The sequence below is a fragment of the Aquabacterium sp. genome (assembly GCF_036273115.1).
GTDB lineage: Bacteria > Pseudomonadota > Gammaproteobacteria > Burkholderiales > Burkholderiaceae_C > Aquabacterium.
This window is the reverse complement of sequence record NZ_DASUIN010000018.1, coordinates 1-17,010: the sequence shown is the minus strand read 5'-3', so window position 1 is coordinate 17,010 and position 17,010 is coordinate 1. Positions and strand designations below refer to the sequence as shown.

Annotated in this window: 10 protein-coding genes; 5 read left to right on the top strand and 5 right to left on the bottom strand. The window is 61.2% G+C overall.

What is annotated here, in order from left to right:
* Positions 1–62 precede the first annotated feature (62 nt).
* Positions 63–1,334 carry a transcription termination factor Rho gene (gene rho, locus VFW72_RS06865; protein WP_329673542.1) on the bottom strand — a complete coding sequence of 424 codons (1,272 nt, stop codon included), beginning with the start codon at positions 1,332–1,334 and terminating at the stop codon, positions 63–65.
* Between the two features lie 208 nt (positions 1,335–1,542).
* A complete protein-coding gene (gene trxA, locus VFW72_RS06860) occupies positions 1,543–1,872 on the bottom strand; it encodes a thioredoxin TrxA (RefSeq protein WP_329673541.1) in 330 nt (109 codons plus the stop codon).
* 119 nt (positions 1,873–1,991) lie between these two features.
* On the opposite strand from trxA, the gene VFW72_RS06855 reads away from it, so the two are divergent.
* From VFW72_RS06855 to VFW72_RS06845, 3 genes are all read left to right on the top strand, one after another.
* Positions 1,992–4,811, top strand: a complete 2,820-nt coding sequence (locus tag VFW72_RS06855; protein ID WP_329673540.1) for a PD-(D/E)XK nuclease family protein — start codon at positions 1,992–1,994, stop codon at positions 4,809–4,811.
* The gene (locus VFW72_RS06850; RefSeq protein ID WP_329673539.1) at positions 4,808–8,104 is read left to right on the top strand and encodes a UvrD-helicase domain-containing protein; all 3,297 of its coding nucleotides are present in this window, start codon (positions 4,808–4,810) and stop codon (positions 8,102–8,104) included. Before VFW72_RS06855 ends, VFW72_RS06850 begins: the two co-directional genes overlap by 4 nt.
* 126 nt (positions 8,105–8,230) lie before the next feature.
* The gene (locus tag VFW72_RS06845) at positions 8,231–10,009 is read left to right on the top strand and encodes an HDOD domain-containing protein (protein ID WP_329673538.1); all 1,779 of its coding nucleotides are present in this window, start codon (positions 8,231–8,233) and stop codon (positions 10,007–10,009) included.
* Here the strand turns inward: VFW72_RS06845 and VFW72_RS06840 are convergent.
* On the bottom strand, positions 9,996–11,033 hold the full coding sequence (locus tag VFW72_RS06840) for a quinone-dependent dihydroorotate dehydrogenase (protein WP_329673537.1): 1,038 nt from the start codon (positions 11,031–11,033) through the stop codon (positions 9,996–9,998). The two genes, VFW72_RS06845 and VFW72_RS06840, sit on opposite strands and share 14 nt — an antisense overlap.
* 177 nt (positions 11,034–11,210) lie before the next feature.
* Here VFW72_RS06840 and VFW72_RS06835 point away from each other — a divergent pair, with 177 nt between their 5' ends.
* Positions 11,211–13,559: a Tex family protein gene (locus VFW72_RS06835; protein WP_329673536.1), complete on the top strand. Its 2,349-nt coding sequence runs from the start codon at positions 11,211–11,213 to the stop codon at positions 13,557–13,559.
* Between the two features lie 135 nt (positions 13,560–13,694).
* Here the strand turns inward: VFW72_RS06835 and VFW72_RS06830 are convergent, their stop codons facing one another.
* On the bottom strand, positions 13,695–15,182 hold the full coding sequence (locus VFW72_RS06830) for an acetyl-CoA hydrolase/transferase family protein (RefSeq protein ID WP_329673535.1): 1,488 nt from the start codon (positions 15,180–15,182) through the stop codon (positions 13,695–13,697).
* Positions 15,183–15,346: 164 nt separating this feature from the next.
* On the opposite strand from VFW72_RS06830, the gene VFW72_RS06825 reads away from it, so the two are divergent.
* Positions 15,347–16,234, top strand: a complete 888-nt coding sequence (locus VFW72_RS06825) for a LysR substrate-binding domain-containing protein (RefSeq protein WP_329673534.1) — start codon at positions 15,347–15,349, stop codon at positions 16,232–16,234.
* Here VFW72_RS06825 and VFW72_RS06820 read toward each other — a convergent pair.
* The coding region (locus tag VFW72_RS06820; RefSeq protein ID WP_329673533.1) for a helix-turn-helix transcriptional regulator at positions 16,219–17,010 on the bottom strand (792 nt) is incomplete at its 5' end. The two genes, VFW72_RS06825 and VFW72_RS06820, sit on opposite strands and share 16 nt — an antisense overlap.

Genomic DNA, 17,010 nt, shown 5'->3' with positions numbered 1-17,010 from the left:
AAGCGTTTCAGCCCGGCTCAACAGGAAGCGGCCTTCAGGCGAGGGCGGCTTCCTGCGGGCGCTCAACCGCCACGACGCATCATGTCGAAGAAGTCGTGGTTGTTCTTGGTGGAGCGCATTTTGTCGAGAACGAACTCCATCGCCTCGATTTCGTCCATGGGGTAGAGCAGCTTGCGCAAAATCCAGCTCTTTTGCAGGATTTCAGGCTTCAGCAGGAGCTCTTCGCGGCGGGTACCCGACTTGTTGATCAGGATCGAGGGGTACACGCGCTTTTCGGCCATGCGACGATCCAGGTGGATTTCGCAGTTGCCGGTGCCCTTGAACTCTTCGTAGATCACTTCGTCCATGCGGCTGCCGGTGTCGACCAGCGCGGTACCGATGATGGTCAGCGAACCACCTTCTTCCACGTTACGGGCTGCACCGAAGAAGCGCTTGGGGCGCTGCAGGGCGTTGGAGTCCACACCGCCGGTCAGCACCTTGCCGGAGCTGGGCAGCACGTTGTTATAGGCGCGGGCCAGGCGGGTGATCGAGTCGAGCAGAATGACGACGTCTTTCTTGAGCTCCACCAGGCGCTTGGCGCGCTCGATCACCATTTCAGCAACCTGCACGTGACGCTGAGCGGGCTCGTCGAAGGTCGAGCTGATGACTTCGCCGCGCACCGTGCGCTGCATTTCGGTCACTTCCTCAGGGCGCTCGTCCACCAGCAGCACGATCAGGTGCACTTCAGGGTGGTTTGCAACCAGAGCGTGAGCCAGGTTCTTCATCATCACGGTCTTACCGCTCTTGGGCGGCGCGACCAACAGCGCACGCTGACCTTTGCCGATGGGGGCGATCAGGTCAATGATGCGGCTGGTGACGTTGTCGTCGTGCTTGCCGTTGGCGCCTTCCCGTTCGAGCTTGAACTGCTCTTCAGGGAACAAAGGCGTCAAGTTTTCGAACATCAACTTGTTCTTGTTGACTTCGGGCGAGATGCCGTTGACGCGATCGACCTTGACCAGAGCAAAGTAACGCTCGCCATCTTTGGGCACGCGCACTTCGCCTTCGATCATGTCGCCAGTGTGCAGGTTGAAGCGACGCACCTGGCTGGGCGACAGGTAGATGTCGTCCGTGCTGGCCAGGAAGCTGGTGTCAAGCGAGCGCAGGAAGCCGAAGCCGTCAGGCAACACTTCGAGCACGCCGTCACCGAAGACCTGTTCGCCGGCCTTGGCGCGTTTCTTCATGATCGCGAACATCAGCTCTTGCTTGCGCATGCGAGCGACGTTTTCGATCTCCAAAGCTTCCGCCATCTCAACCAATTTGGAGATGTGCAGTGCCTTCAGTTCTGAAAGGTGCATGGATTGGGACCCTGGATGAAAGCTGCAGGTAGGCAACACGCGGGTGCTGCTGATTGCAGAAAGCGTACCGTGGGTAAAAGGTGGGAGGGGGGGACTTTTGTGTCTTGTCGACAGCCCCCGCCAGACAATGTTGCACTATCTGGCTGACCTGGTACCGGCCAAAAACCTTGGCCAGTACGCAGATTATAGGAAAGATTTCAGTGCGAAATCACAGGTTGCCGTCAATGAAGGCGGTCAGTTGCGCTTTGGACAGGGCGCCAACCTTGGTGGCGGCCAGCTGACCACCCTTGAAAATCATGAGGGTGGGAATGCCACGGATGCCGAACTTGGCTGGCACGTCGCGGTTTTGGTCCACGTTCATTTTGGCCACATTCAGGCGACCGTTGTAATCCTTGGCGATTTCGTCAAGGATGGGGGCGATCATTTTGCAAGGGCCGCACCATTCAGCCCAGTAGTCCACCAGCACAGGCTGGGCGGATTGCAGAACATCGGCTTCGAACGATGCGTCGGTAATGTGTTTGATCAGGTCGCTGCTCATGGATCTATCCTAATAAGGCCGGCCCTGGTAGACGCCTGAGGCGCTATGAGCCAGGAAGATGAGATGATTCTGACACAGAAGATGATGCGTTCGCCGCGCATTCCAAGAGCCCCTTTTCTATGACGGTCATAGTTCCAGACTTTCAACCAGCCGCCGCACATCCCCTGGATCCGCGTTCCCATCTGGGGCAGACCCCCTGGGTGTGGCATCGGCAGCACACTGCACAACAGAATTGGGAGTCGTGGGCCAAGGGCGCTTATGAATGGCTGACCGAGCAGGGCATCAATGCACGCGATGCCATGGTGATCGTGCCGGTGGGGGCTGTTTTGCCTCTGGCGCGGCAAGCCTGGAATCGTGCCGTAGGCGGTTGGCTGCCGGCGATCGAAACAGTCGCCTCGCTCATGACGGCGCATGCCTGGCGCAAATCCAGCGTGAAGGGGGCGGCCGGCATTTCTGGCGACGCGATCGCTGACCGCATTCAGGTCGGCCACCAGTTGGGGAAGGAAGTCTGGGCTCGTCAATGGGCCAGTCGTGACCCGCGCGGGTTCGAACATGCCATGGATCAGGTCGTACAAGCAGCCCATGACTGGGTAAAGCGTGCGCAAGCGATCCCGCCGCGACTACGCGAGACCTATTGGCAAGAGGCTCGCAGTTTGCTCGCTGCCGCGTCGGGCGGCGCGTTGCAGTATGGCGCGCGCGAGAAGTTGCTGCTGGCCTGGGCCCTGGAATGGGTGATCGAAAGCTTCGACAAGGGCTGGCCTAGCGACGCGCTGTTTGAGCTTGCTCCTAGAGCCTGGATCGGGGTGAGTGCGGGCGGCAGTATCTCGCCGGGCACGGAAGCGCACCTGATGTTGAATCTGCTGACCCACGCACAGGCGCAAGGTGTGCCTTGCCGCTGGGATGTGGCCCGCTGCGGTTCCGATGATTTCTCATGTGCACGCGCCCCCGCTCAACTGGGCTGCGCCGACGCCGAGGACGAAGCTCGCCATGCAGCCGCCATGGTGCTCAACCAAGTTCAGGCCTCGCGAGAGGCCGATGGTGAGCCGGTTGCCTTGATCGCACTGGATCGCAGCCTGATTCGACGTGTCCGCGCCATGCTGGATGGCGCTGGGGCCACTGTGGCCGATGAGACCGGTTGGCGCTTATCCACAGCGAGAGCGGCGGCCGTGATCACGCGCATGCTGGTGGCGGCATCGCCCCAGGCTTCGACGGACGATTTGCTCGATTGGATCAAGTCTGGCTGGTTGAGCCTGGTGGAACAAGATGCCTGCGACGCCCTGGAAGTCTGGTGCCGGCGCCACGGCTGGCTGCGTGCATGGGATGACCCGCGCCAGCACCACGCCGGCGCGTCGTGTCCAGAACAAGCGATAGCGCTTTGGCAACGGGTTCAGGAACTGACCGCACCATACCGGCAGATGCGGGCGGGCAAGCGTCGTGTTCTGGCGGACTGGATCGAGGTCACGCGAGGGATGCTTCACGCCAGTGGGGCCTGGCCCAAGTTGTTGTCTGACGAGGCAGGGGAGCTGGTAGCTCAGTGCTTGCACCTGGCCGATGAGGACCAGACCGAATCAGTTTGGTCGTCTTTGCTGGGGCAGACCAAGGTGGATGGCGTGGGGTTTGTTCGCTGGGTACACGACGTTCTCGAGAGCACGACGTTCCGCCCCTCGCCCCCAGCAGGGCGTGTGGACGTGGTCATCACACCAATGGCTCGCGCCGTGCTGCGCCCATTTCAGGCCATTGTGATTCCTGGGGCCGACGCCAAGCAGTTGGGTTCGGCCGGCCGCGACACCAGTTGGCTGGGGGGCACTTTGCGTCGACAAATGCTCTTGGCCACGCCCGACGATTTACGGCAAGCGCAATGGGAGGCCTTTGAGCTGTTGCTGACCCGTCCATCGGTGATCTGTTTGTACCGAGCCGGGCAGGGCAGTGAACCTTTGGAGCCCAGTCCCTGGCTGCAGCGATGGTCGCAAAGCAGCGGCCAAAACTGGCAAAAAGCTTCCCCACGCTGGGAGACCCATACGCTGATCGCCGCACCGGTGACAAAGCCGAGTCCCCGACTGAATGAGGACACGCGCTGTTTGTTGCCCCCTCAGTTGTCTGCCACCAGCTATGAGACCTTGCGGCAATGCCCATACCGATTCTTCGCCCAGTCGGTGTTGCGACTGCAGGATGTGGATGAGCTCGAAGAAGGGCTGGATCGATCGGACTACGGTACGTGGTTGCACGAGGTCATTCACCAGTTTCACCTTGAGCGCGAGCAGATGCTGGCCATGCGAACCGAGGCGGAAGACGTTGAGGCATGGTTACGCATGGCTGAGCGGGTGTTGAAGCAGATGGGGTTGCATGGGGAGGCGACACGCCCATATTTCCTGCCCTACAGGTCTGTGCTGAGTTCCATGGCTCAGGGCTATGTGAAATGGCTACACCAGCATGAAAAGGCGGGCTGGCGCTGTGTCGACAACGAATCAGAGGTGCGACTGCCTGTGCCGCTACCGGGAGACGTTGCCACAGTGATGCTGAAAGGAAAAATTGACCGCACCGACGCCTGCTATCGAGACGAGCAGCGTGCGCGCATGGTGATCGATTACAAGTCCGGCTCGCTGCAAGGTCTCAAAGACAAGGTGAAGCGCCCGCTGGAAGACACCCAGTTGCCGTTCTATGCCGCGCTGGTGGGAAGCGATGTGACGGATGCAGCCTATTTGCACTTGGACGCGAAAGGCGCCACGCTGATTCCGCACCCCGATGTACAGGCCAGTGCGCAGGCACTTCTGGAGGGCTTGCAGCACGACATGTCGCGCTTGATGCAAGGTGCCCCCATGCCGGCTTTGGGCGATGCCACGGCTTGCTCTTACTGCGCGGCGCGTGGTCTGTGCCGCCGCGACCATTGGCCGCTGGATGATTCGGCGCCCACCGATCCGTTGCAGGAGCTGTCAGCATGACCATGCCCCACACAGATCATCAGGCAGCATATGAGGTCAACGGTGCCTTGGTGGAGCGCACACGGTTTTACGAGATTGCCTGCGACCCAAGGCGAAGTGTGGTGGTTGAGGCCTGCGCTGGCGCTGGCAAGACCTGGATGCTCGTGTCGCGAATCGTGCGCTCCTTGCTGGAAGGCGTGCCCCCCCAGCAGATTCTGGCCATCACGTTCACGAAGAAGGCCGCAGGCGAAATGCGCGAGCGTTTGCATGCGTGGTTGCATCAGTTTGCCCATCAAGGCGAAGTCGAACGGATCCAGGAGCTGCGGATACGCGGCTTGAATGCCGAGCGTGCTGGCGAGTTGGCGCCACGCCTGGCCCAACTGCATGCCGAGTGGATGGAGTCCGGCCGCAGTGTGGAGATTCACACCATTCACGGGTGGTTTTCCCGACTGCTGAAAGTGGCGCCACTGGATGTGCTTACCGAACTGCAACTGCCGCCGGAGATGAGCCTGATTGAGGATCAATCCGAGCTCTGGCCAGATCTGTGGGGGCGTTTTCTGCGTCGACTCGACGGAGGCGACCGCCAGGACGCCTACATGCGTCTGGTGCAGTGCGTGGGGGCCTTCAATGTTGAGGGATGGCTGCAAACGGCATTGAGCAATCGACTCGAAATTGAGCTGACAGATCGGGCTGGTCGCCTCGAGGCCAGCGTGGAGTCGGCGGCGCAGTGGTCTGCCCAGTGGGCTGCGTGGTCTCACCCCGATCAGGCGCTCAGCGCCTCCAGCGTCGAAGATGGCATGCGCGCTTTGGCCTCGGTACTGGTACAGGCCAAAGGGGTCATGGCTCAGGAAGCGGCTGCGCAAATCATCGATGCTTTGGCCAAGCCCGACTTGACCCAACGCGGTGATGGCTTGCGTGCAGCTTTGCTGACTGCGCAAGGTCAACCTAAGAAGCGTTTGGGCGACAGCGAGCAGCTGGCCTGGGCCCAGGCCTGGCTAATGGACTGGCTGCAAGCCCGCAACCAGGCCCAGGCACATGAAATTCACCAGGACATGGTGGTGTTGGCTCGGTTGCTGTTTGAAGAATACGCTCGCCTGAAAGCAGAGCGTGGCCTGGCCGACATGGTGGACCTGGAGCGCTCCGCTGCGCGCCTGTTGACCGACTCGGCCTTGGCAGGCTGGATTCAGGAGCGCCTGGACGGCCAGACCCGCCAGCTGTTGATGGACGAGTTCCAGGACACCAGCCCCTTGCAATGGCAAACCTTGCGCGCCTGGTTGGAGTCTTACGCCGGGGCCGGTGGCGGCCGCAGCGGCCAGGAACCCATGCGAGTGTTTCTGGTGGGCGACCCCAAGCAGAGCATCTACCGATTCCGTCGTGCCGACCCTCGGGTGTTTGAAGCGGCCAAGGGCTTCATCGTCAGCGGCTTGGATGGCGATCTGCTAGCCTGTGACCACACACGCCGCAATGCGCCAGGCATCATTGACGCATTGAACCTGTGCATGCACCAGGCCGCTGCGGCGGGAGATTTTCCAGGCTATCGCACGCACACCACCGAGTCCGCTCTGGAAGCCCGTGTTCAAAGCTTGCCAACCATCGGCAGGCAGGCTTTGACCAAGCATGAGCAGCCAGATGGATGGCGCGACACCCTGAGCCAGGCGCGTGTCTCGGAGCAAATTTCGCTCAAACAACTCGAGGCCGAGCAAATCGCCAACGCGATTCAAGAATTGGTGGCGCGCGAAGGCACGCCCGTTGGTGAAATCTATGTGCTGGCACGCAAGCGCGCCTCGCTGGCTTGGGTGGCCGACGCCTTAAGCCAACGGGGCATTCCGAATCTGGCACCCGAAAACACCTACCTGTGCGACACACCCGAAGTGCGTGATTTGCTGGCGCTGGTTGACGCGTTGGTGTCGCCGCACCATGACCTGTCGCTGGCACACGCGCTCAAGAGCCTGGTGTTTGATCACAGCGATGACGATTTGCAAACGGTTGCCATGGTTGTGCGCAATCAGGCAAGCAGTTGGTGGGATGCGGTTCAAAACCTTGCCCATGACGCAGGCTGGTCCCGTACCGCTCATTTGCTCAACACATGGCGTGAAGCGGCACAGGTGCTCCCCCCTCACGACTTGCTCCAGAAGGTGGTAACCGAATCGGGCTTGCGCCAGACGCTGGCGCGCCGCTTGGGGGCGCCCCAATGGGAATCGGCGTGGGCCAATGTGGCTGCGTTGTTGAATTTGAGTCTGGAAATGGACGCCGGGCGGGATGCCACGCCCTACCGCTGGGTGCGCAAGGTCAAACGGTCAATTGCCTCGGTGCCGCCCAAGGCCCATGCCGACGCGGTTCAACTGTTGACCATTCACGGAGCCAAAGGCTTGGAAGCCGATGCCGTGTTCCTGATGGATACCGACGCCTTGCCTAGCAAGGCGGAAACCTACAGCGTGTTGGTCGACTGGCCAGAAGGGGCCGATCACCCGGCACGCTGCGCATTCCTGCAGTCTCAGTCCAACCCACCGCCCAGCTTACAGGCTTTGCTTGACAGTGAAGCGGTGGCGGCTGACCGGGAGGAGTTGAACGCACTGTATGTGGCCGTGACACGCGCACGCACGCGCCTGATCATCAGCCGGGTGGAGCCGCATTATCAGAGCAGCAAACCCAGTTGGTGGTCGAGACTGACCACATCTGGCGCGGTGGACGCCACTCAGCCTTGGGAGCCGATTGCCAGCCCATCAGCTCACTCGCCGGCGGCGGAGTGCGTGCGTCCGCCCATCCCCGTTTTGGAGTTGCCTTGTCTGCCGACTCTGGCCGATGAAGCCAGCGCTGCGCCGCAAGACGAAGCCATTCAGACTTTGGGCCAAGTGGTTCACAAAGTGCTGGAGTGGGTTACGACACTGCCGGTGGCCTCGCGCTCGCAGACCCTGCTGCGCCGGTGTATCGAGCAGGCTTCGCAACAGCTGAAACTGGCGGGGGACTGGCGCCCGCGCGCCACCCAGTTGCTCGATACCCTATTGAACAGCGAAGAGCTTCAGACCTGGCTGTCGCCCGATGGGCATCTGTGGGCGGGCAACGAAGTGGCAATTGGCCACAATGGCCAGACACTCCGCTTGGACCGACTGGTCGCCAAACGGGAAGGCGAGGGCACGGTGTGGTGGGTCATAGACTACAAGCTGAACCACCAGCCGCAGGAACTGGTGCAGTACCAGTCACAAATGCGCCAATACCTCGACGCCGTGGCCACTTTGCAACCGACAGACCAGGTTCGCGGCGCCTTCATCACGGGCGCAGGGCATTGGATTCCGATAGATTCGGACAGGGCGTGATCTTGAGCCAGAAATGCCGCCAATTGCCCCCCTTTGACCATGGATCACCGGGACTTACCTTGATGTGAAATTCCAGTACCCGGGCATGCGCATAGCCCGGAGGAATACCCATCGATTTCGACGGTCATGGCCGCAGCAACCACGAATACGCCCGTACAACCCGCCGCATCGCCGAAGCAATTCGGTCGTTTTGCGCTGCACCAGTTGATCGGGAAAAGTGCGGCCTCCAGCACCTGGCTGGCCACCGACCCACTGCTGAAGCAGGACGTCCTGTTGTTCGTACCGCGTACGGCGCCCACCAAGCCGAAACTGCGCGAAGCCTGGATCGAATACACGCAGTCGGTCTCCCGACTCAAGCACCCGCGTCTGGCAGAGATTCTGGAGGTGGGCGAACACGACGGCTGGCCCTTCATGACCTGCCTGCGCGGCAAAACGCAAACCCTGACCGAAAGGCTGGCGTCGGGCTCCCCCCCAACACCTGTCGAAGCCGCTGTATGGGTAGCCGATATTCTGGATGGACTGGCCTACGCCCACGAAGCCGGGCGTGCGCATCACGACCTCGGGCTGCATAACGTTTTGATTGACAACGCCGGGCACGCCTATGTGGCTGGCACCGGCGCGGGCCTGGACGCCAATACCCTGGGAGCTCAGGCCGAGCACTCGAATGACCTGCAACAGGCGCGCGAAGCCGCTGAGCGAGACATTCTGATGGCCGGACTGCTGATGTATCGCGTTCTGGCAGGCCACCCCGCGCTAGACGACACCGACCTCGGCAGTGCGGCCTCACGCGTGGGGCTTGAGATCGTCCGCCTGCCGTGGACCACGCCGCACCCCGTACCCGACACGCTTCGAGCCATTGTCAACCGGGCCACCGACAGGCAAAAACGTCAACGCTATCTGAACGCGCGGACACTGCTCAGCGCCATCCAAAGCTGGATCAAAACCAACGCACAAGAGGGCGGCGGCCCTTTGATGCTGTTGCTCGATCGACTCAACAGCGTAGGTCACCTGCCCAGTCGCCCAGGCACGGAACGGGCTTTGACGCAGGTCTTGTCTCAGGAGCAGCTTCGGGTTGACGACTTTGTCGATGTGATTTTGAAGAACCCCGCGATGGTGTGGGAGCTTCTGAGATCGGTCAACACGGCGGGTTTCCGCAGCAACAACACCGACGAAGGCGTGACAACGATTGGGCGAACCGTGGTGCTGCTGGGGCAACAGGGTTTGCGCAAAGTGGCTTCTGCCCTGCGGCCTTGGCCCGGTGTGTTGGCAGCTCAGGCATCCACGACAGACCCGGATGCCGCTTTGACCGCACAACGCGCCCTTCAGACCGAATTGCGCCTGACTTGCATTGCCGGGCAGGCTGCGCGCCTTCTCGCGCCGTTCTCGGTACACGATGAAGAAGCCTGTGTGGCTGCCATGTCCCAGCGGCTGGGGTGGTTGCTCATTCTGTATCACTTCCCCGAGGAAGCGGCTCAGATCACCCGCCTGATGCAACCGGGGCCTCCGCCGGAAGAGGGCACCTCGCCCACGCCAGGCATGACCCAGGAGGCCGCCACCGGTGCCGTGCTGGGCATCAACCTCGACGATCTGACCAGTGCCGTTATGAAGCACTGGGGGCTGCATGAGCGGCTCATCATGGCTAGTCGCTCACTGAGCAAAAACTCACCTGTGCGCCACCCAACCGAAGCGCCAGAAATATTGCGGGCGGTAGGCAGCCTGGCCAACGAGTTGGTCAACAGCGCCAACTTGAAAGCCGAGCCGGCCAAGATTGCCACAGCCGTGCACCAAGCCAGTACTCGCTACGCACGGGCGCTCGACCTTTCGCCCAAAGAGTGCCAGTCTGTGCTGGAACAGGCCACTCGGCTCGTCAACGCGTCGAGCCGAGAAGAGCTCAACCTAATTTGAGCGCCTGTGCGCACTCTTTGACCAGACCGGGACCCTGATAGATCAGACCGGTGTAGATCTGGACCAGATCAGCGCCCGCATCGCGCTTCGAGCGCGCATCGGCCGCACTCATCACGCCACCCACACCGATGATGGGATAACGAGGGCCCAACGCGGCGCGCAGCTGGCGAATGACCTGGTTGCTGGCTTCCAGCACCGGGGCGCCGCTGAGGCCACCTGTTTCTTCAGCGTGCTTCAGGCCCTTCACGGCCTCGCGCGAAATGGTGGTGTTGGTGGCAATGACACCGTCGATGCCGTTTTTCTGCAGGGTAGCGGCGATCACGCCCACCTGAGTTTCGTCCAGGTCCGGGGCGATCTTCACGAACATCGGCACGCTGCGACCATGCTGGGCAATCAGCTTCTGGCGGCGCTCTTGCAATTGCCCCAGCAAGGCATCCAGCGCTTCATCGCTTTGCAAGGCGCGCAGGTTCTTGGTGTTGGGCGAGGAAATATTGACCGTAACGTAGTCGGCGTGAGGGAACACCCCCTCCAGGCAGATCAGGTAGTCGTCAACCGCGTTTTCAATGGGGGTGACTGCGTTCTTGCCGATGTTCAGCCCCAAGATGCCACCGCTTTCGCGGAAGCGCGCGCGCTTGACGTTGGCCAGGAATGAATCGAGACCTTCGTTGTTGAAACCCAGGCGATTGATCAAGGCATTGGCTTCGGGCAGACGGAACATGCGAGGCTTGGGGTTGCCTGGCTGCGCCTTGGGCGTGACGGTGCCGACCTCGACGAAACCAAAGCCCATGGCACCCAGCCCGTCAATGACGCGGCCATTCTTGTCCAGGCCTGCAGCCATGCCCACGCGATTGGGGAAGGTCACGCCCGCGATGGTGACGGGATCATTCACCCGCTCATTGCCCCACACGCAAGCCAGCGGCGTATTCTGAAACCGCGCCAGTGCGCTCATGGTCAGTTCGTGTGCCACCTCAGGGTCGAGGTTGAACAGGACGGATTTGGGCAGGGCGTAGGGAAGAAGGGCCATCTCGGGTTGGAACAATGCAATGGAACCCGGTATTGTCCCAGATCTTGTCCGTGAAGCAGCGCACGATCCAAGGGAAAGCACGGTAGTGGGCCTGTGGCAAACTGCGCCCCCTCATGTCCCTGTTGCCGCTCGCGGCTTGGCAGGGCCTGTTGCAGATTTCTCTTACAAGGCCAGAGCTTGGACAAGATCCTGATGCAATTGGCGGCCGAACTGAAAGTTCGCCCCGCACAAGTCAATGCCGCAGTCGAATTGCTGGACGGTGGCGCCACCGTTCCGTTCATCGCCCGCTACCGCAAGGAAGCCACAGACGGGCTCGATGACACGCAATTGCGTGACCTGGAAGCGCGCCTGGGCTACCTGCGCGAACTCGAAGAGCGCCGCGCCGCCGTGCTCAAAAGCATTGAAGAGCAAGGCAAGCTGACACCCGAGTTGCGTGCAGCGATTGAAACAGTACCGACCAAGCAGGAACTGGAAGACCTGTACCTGCCTTACAAGCCCAAGCGTCGCACCAAGGGCATGATTGCCCGCGAAGCCGGCATCGAGCCCCTGGCCGACAAGCTGTTTGCCGACCCCACGCTCGACCCACAAGCCGAAGCCGCTGCCTTTGTGAATGCCGACGCCGGCTTTGCCGACACGTTCGCAGTGCTGGATGGGGTGCGCGACATTCTGTCGGAGCGCTGGGCTGAAGACGCCACCTTGATCGGCAAGATGCGCGACTGGCTGTGGTCGGAAGGCTTGTTCAAGTCCAAGCTGATGGACGGCAAGGACGAGAACAACCCCGATGTGGCCAAGTTCCGCGACTACTTCGACTACGACGAGCCCATTCGCACCGTGCCCTCGCACCGCGCGCTGGCCGTGTTCCGTGGTCGGACGCAAGAGATCCTCGACGCCAAGCTGGTACTGGACGAAGAAGTGGTCCCCGGCAAGCCGTCCATGGCCGAGGGGCGCATTGCGATTCATCTGGGCTGGAGCCACAGCAAGCGCCCCGCAGACGATTTGATCCGCAAGTGCATTGCCTGGACCTGGAAGGTGAAGCTGTCGCTGAGCCTGGAGCGTGATCTGTTCGCTCGCCTGCGTGAAGACGCCGAAGCCACCGCCATCAAGGTGTTTGCCGAAAACCTGCGCGACCTGTTGCTGGCCGCGCCAGCCGGCAAGCGCGTGGTCATGGGGCTGGACCCTGGCATCCGTACCGGCGTGAAAGTGGCCGTGGTCAGCGACACGGGCAAGGTGCTGGACACGTCCACCGTGTACCCACACGAACCCCGCAAAGACTGGGAAGGTTCGATTCACACGCTGGGCCGTTTGTGCGCCGCCCACGGTGTCAATCTGATTGCCATTGGCAACGGCACGGCCAGCCGTGAAACCGACAAGCTGGCTGCTGACCTGATCAAGCGCATCCAGCAGATGGCACCCGGCACCCCCATCGAGAAGGTCGTCGTGTCGGAAGCCGGCGCCTCGGTGTATTCGGCATCTGAATTCGCGTCGAAGGAACTGCCTGATCTGGACGTGAGCCTGCGTGGCGCCGTGTCCATTGCCCGCCGCTTGCAAGATCCGCTGGCAGAGCTGGTGAAAATCGACCCCAAGAGCATTGGCGTGGGCCAGTACCAGCATGATGTGAACCAGAGCGAGCTGGCTCGCACACTGGACGCCGTGGTGGAAGACTGCGTGAACTCGGTTGGTGTGGATCTGAACACGGCTTCAGCCCCCTTGCTGTCGCGCGTGTCGGGCCTGAGCACGGCCGTGGCCAACAGCATCGTGCGCTGGCGTGACGCCAACGGCGCGTTCAAGAACCGCAAGCAGTTGATGGATGTGGCCGGCCTGGGCGCCAAGACGTTTGAACAAGCGGCAGGTTTCTTGCGTATTCGTGACGGCGACAACCCCCTGGACATTTCGGGCGTTCACCCCGAGACCTATCCGGTGGTTGAAAAGATGCTGGCTCAGACAGGCAAGTCCATTGGCGACCTGATCGGCAAGAGCGACGTGCTGCGCACGCTCAAGCCCGAGTTGTTTGCCGATGACAAATTCGGCGTCATCACGGTCAAGGACATCCTGGGCGAGTTGGAAAAGCCGGGCCGTGACCCGCGTCCTGACTTCAAGGTGGCGCGTTTCAACGACGGCGTGGAAGACATCAAGGACCTGAAAGAAGGGATGACGCTCGAGGGCACGGTCAGCAACGTGGCCGCCTTCGGCGCCTTCATCGACATCGGCGTGCACCAGGACGGCCTGGTCCATGTGAGCCAGCTGTCCAACAAGTTCGTCAACGACGCGCGTGAAGTGGTGAAGACCGGCGACATCGTCAAGGTCAAGGTCATCGAGGTGGATCTGGCCCGTCAGCGCATCTCGCTGACCATGAAGCTCGACGCGGCCACTGGCCCCAAGGGTGCAGGTGCGGCCCGTGACAACGGCTTCCGACCCGCGGCGCGAAACGAGCGCGTGGGTGGAGCAGGGCGGGGTACTGCACCTCAGCAAGCCCAAGGGCAGTCGGCCATGGCTGCGGCCTTTGCCAAGCTGCAAACCAAGCGCTGAGCCGGCTCATCAAGCCGCTCGGCGTGGCGCCACGAAAAAGGCCGCGCTCGTCTGCCTGATGGGCTTTCGAGTCGCGGCCCAGTAGGCGCTTGTGGCGCCTCTCAACCGTTGATCACGCTTTGACCAGGCCCGCCATCACACCATGGCGCCGGTCTCGGCGTAGCGGGTGTGCCAGGCAAACGCCTGCTCCAGCAAATGGGGCGTGTGGCCGCCGCGTTTGCAGGCGTCGTTGAAGTAATCCAGCAACGGGCCCTGATAGCGGGGATCCACGCAATGGCGAATGATGATCTGGGCCCGTTCGCGTGGCGCCAGACCGCGCAAATCGGCCAGCCCGTGCTCGGTCACGATCACGTCCACGTCATGCTCGGTGTGATCCACATGAGTCACCATGGGCACGATGCTCGAAATGGCGCCTTGCTTGGCAATCGATTTGGTGACGAACACCGACAGGTGGGCATTTCGAGCAAAGTCCCCCGAGCCACCAATGCCGTTCATCATGTGGGTGCCACTCACGTGAGTGGAGTTGATGTTGCCGTAGATGTCGCATTCGAGCGCCGTGTTGATGGTGATCAGGCCCAGGCGACGAATCACTTCGGGATGGTTACTGATCTCCTGCGGACGCAAGACCAGACGCGACTTGTAATCGTTGATGTGCGCCAGCACATGCTCATACGTGGGCTTGGACAAGGTGATCGACGAGGCCGATGCAAAACTCACACGCCCGCTGTCAAGCAACTCGATGGCACTGTCTTGCAGCACCTCGGAGTACATCTTCAAGTCTCTGAAGGGTGAATCGATCAGACCATGCAGCACGGCGTTGGAGATGGTGCCAATGCCCGATTGCAAGGGCTGCAGAGAAGCCGACAAGCGGCCAACCTTCACCTCGTGGCGCAAGAACTCATCGAGGTGGCCAGCGATCGCGCTCGTTTCGGCGTCTGGCGCAAGCACATTCGATGGGCTGTCGGCCTTTTCGGTGATCACTATGGCAGCGATTTTCGATGGGTCGATGCTGATGAAGGGTGTGCCAATGCGCTGCTCGGGCGAAATGAGCGGAATGGGCTGGCGATGCGGCCGGTAGGTCGGGATGAAAATGTCGTGCAGGCCCTCCATGGCCAAAGGCATGGTGAGGTTGATCTCGACAATCACCTGCTTGGCCAGAATCGCGAAACTGGCGGAATTGCCCACAGATGTCGTGGGCACGATGGCGCCATTTTCGGTGATGGCAGTGGCCTCGATCACGGCGATATCCACCGGGGCCAATTGCCCTGAACGCAACTGCTCGACCGTTTCTGACAAATGCTGGTCGAGAAACATGACGTCGCCGTTGTTGATCTTGCCACGCAACGTGGCGTCGACCTGAAAGGGCAGGCGGCGAGCAATCGCGTTGGCTTCGACCAGGATCTTGTCGGTGTCGTTGCCCAGAGAGGCCCCCGTCATCAAGGTGATCTTCAAGGGCTCCTGACGAGCCCGATCAGCCAGTGCCAAGGGCACCGCCTTGCAGTCACCCGCACGGGTGAAACCGCTCATGCCCACGGTCATGCCATCTTTGAACAAGGTGGCAGCGTCTTGGGCCGACATGATCTTGTCGCGCAGTCGAGCCAGACGGATGCGGTCTTCGTACATGAGGTCTCCTGAGTGGGCCGGCGGCGGCCTTTGCATCGCCCGCGCATGCCTGGGCATGACGGCAAGCGTTCGTCGAAGAGCAGTATAAAAATCGGCACTCATTCATGTTGCGACTTATATTCATGACTTGCATTCCAAAATGGAATGTACAAAAGGGCAATGACATGGACCTCAAAGCACTGCGCTATTTCGTTGAAACGGCTCGCCAAGGCAGCTTCACCCAAGCAGCCGCACACCTGTTTGTCACGCAGTCCACCGTCAGCAAAATGGTTCGGCAACTGGAAGACGAGATCGGGCAAGCACTGCTGATCAGGGAGGGGCGCAGCGTACGCATGACCGACGCCGGTCGGATCGTGTTCGAGCGAGGGCAAGAGGCCATCGGTGTCATGCAACGGCTCAAACGCGATGTGGCGGATCTGGCCGACTTGGCCCGAGGGGAGCTGACCGTGGGCATTCCCCCCATGGTCAATTTGTTCTTCCCCTCGCTGATTCAGCGCTTCAAGGCCCGGCACCCCCATATTGCGCTGACCATCGAAGAAGCCGGCGGACAAGTCATCGAGCAGCGCGTGGTGTCAGGGGAACTAGAGGTTGGGGTGACCGTGCTGCCTTTGGCCGAAGGAAGCCCCTTGACCTTCAGTGAACTGGGGCACTTTCCGCTGTGTCTGGTCGGCACGCAGCAGTCGTCGTGGGCGAGGCTCAAGCACCCTGGGCTGGTGGCCTTGCATCAACAGCCTGTCGTGATGCTGCAAGACGACTATTCGCTCACCCGTCGACTGCGAGCGGCCTTTGACGAAGCGGGGGTGGTGCCCCAGGTGGTGGCCCAAAGTGGTCAATGGGACTTTGTGCTGTCCATGGCCATGGCCGGGATGGGGACGGCTTTGCTACCCAGCCCCTTGCTGGAGCGATTACAACTATCCAGCGACGTGGTCGTTCGCTCGCTACGCGCCCCCAACTTGATGTGGCAGGTGGGGCAAATCTGGATGCCAGACCGATACCTCTCGCACGCAGCACGTGCCTGGCTGGCGCAAACCAGCGATCAGGCTGAGCGTTGAACCCGGGCGCCCCGGGTGACCCGAACGGGGAGACCCAATTGGCTGCGGTACACCGAGGGCGTCACCCCCTTCCAACGCCTGAATGCCTGGATGAAGCTGGACAGATCATGAAACCCCAGTCGCAAGGCAATTTCCTTGTGGCCCATGTGGGCGGTTTCAATCAATTCCAGTGCCAGGATCAGGCGTACCTCGTCTACCAGGTCGCGAAAGGTCGTGCCTTCGGCTACCAGGTGGCGCCGCAGAGTGCGACTGGTCATGCACATTTCGGCGGCAATCGTCTCCATGTCTGGCAACTTGCCTGGGGTATGAAGCAAACGGTTGCGCACCATGGCGGCACAGCCATGCCGAGAACGCCGCTGATTGAGCAAATCCCGGCAGATGTCTTCGCACATGGCCACCGTGGTTTCATTCGCCTGAGGCAGGGCCAAGTCCAGGTAATGCGAGGGAAACTCGGCCCGGTTGTACTGAGCATGAAACTCCGGCTCCATACCGAGGTACTTGGCATACAGCGGAGCGTAAGGGGGCGGCGGCCCCTTGAAAGTGATGCGCACCATGGGCAGTTCAGCCTGAAACACATCGCGCTGCAACACGCGGATGGCCACGGCATCGCGTTCCACGATAAAGCGGCGCACCTCGGCGGGTATTTCCAGATCACCCAGTGTGAACGCCGTGACCCCGTTGGCCGAGTGCATGCTGATGTGGGTGAATGCGTAAGTCAGATTCAGATAGCGCAGGGCCAATTCGGCCGCGCTGTGCAGTGTCGGACTGCTGATCAG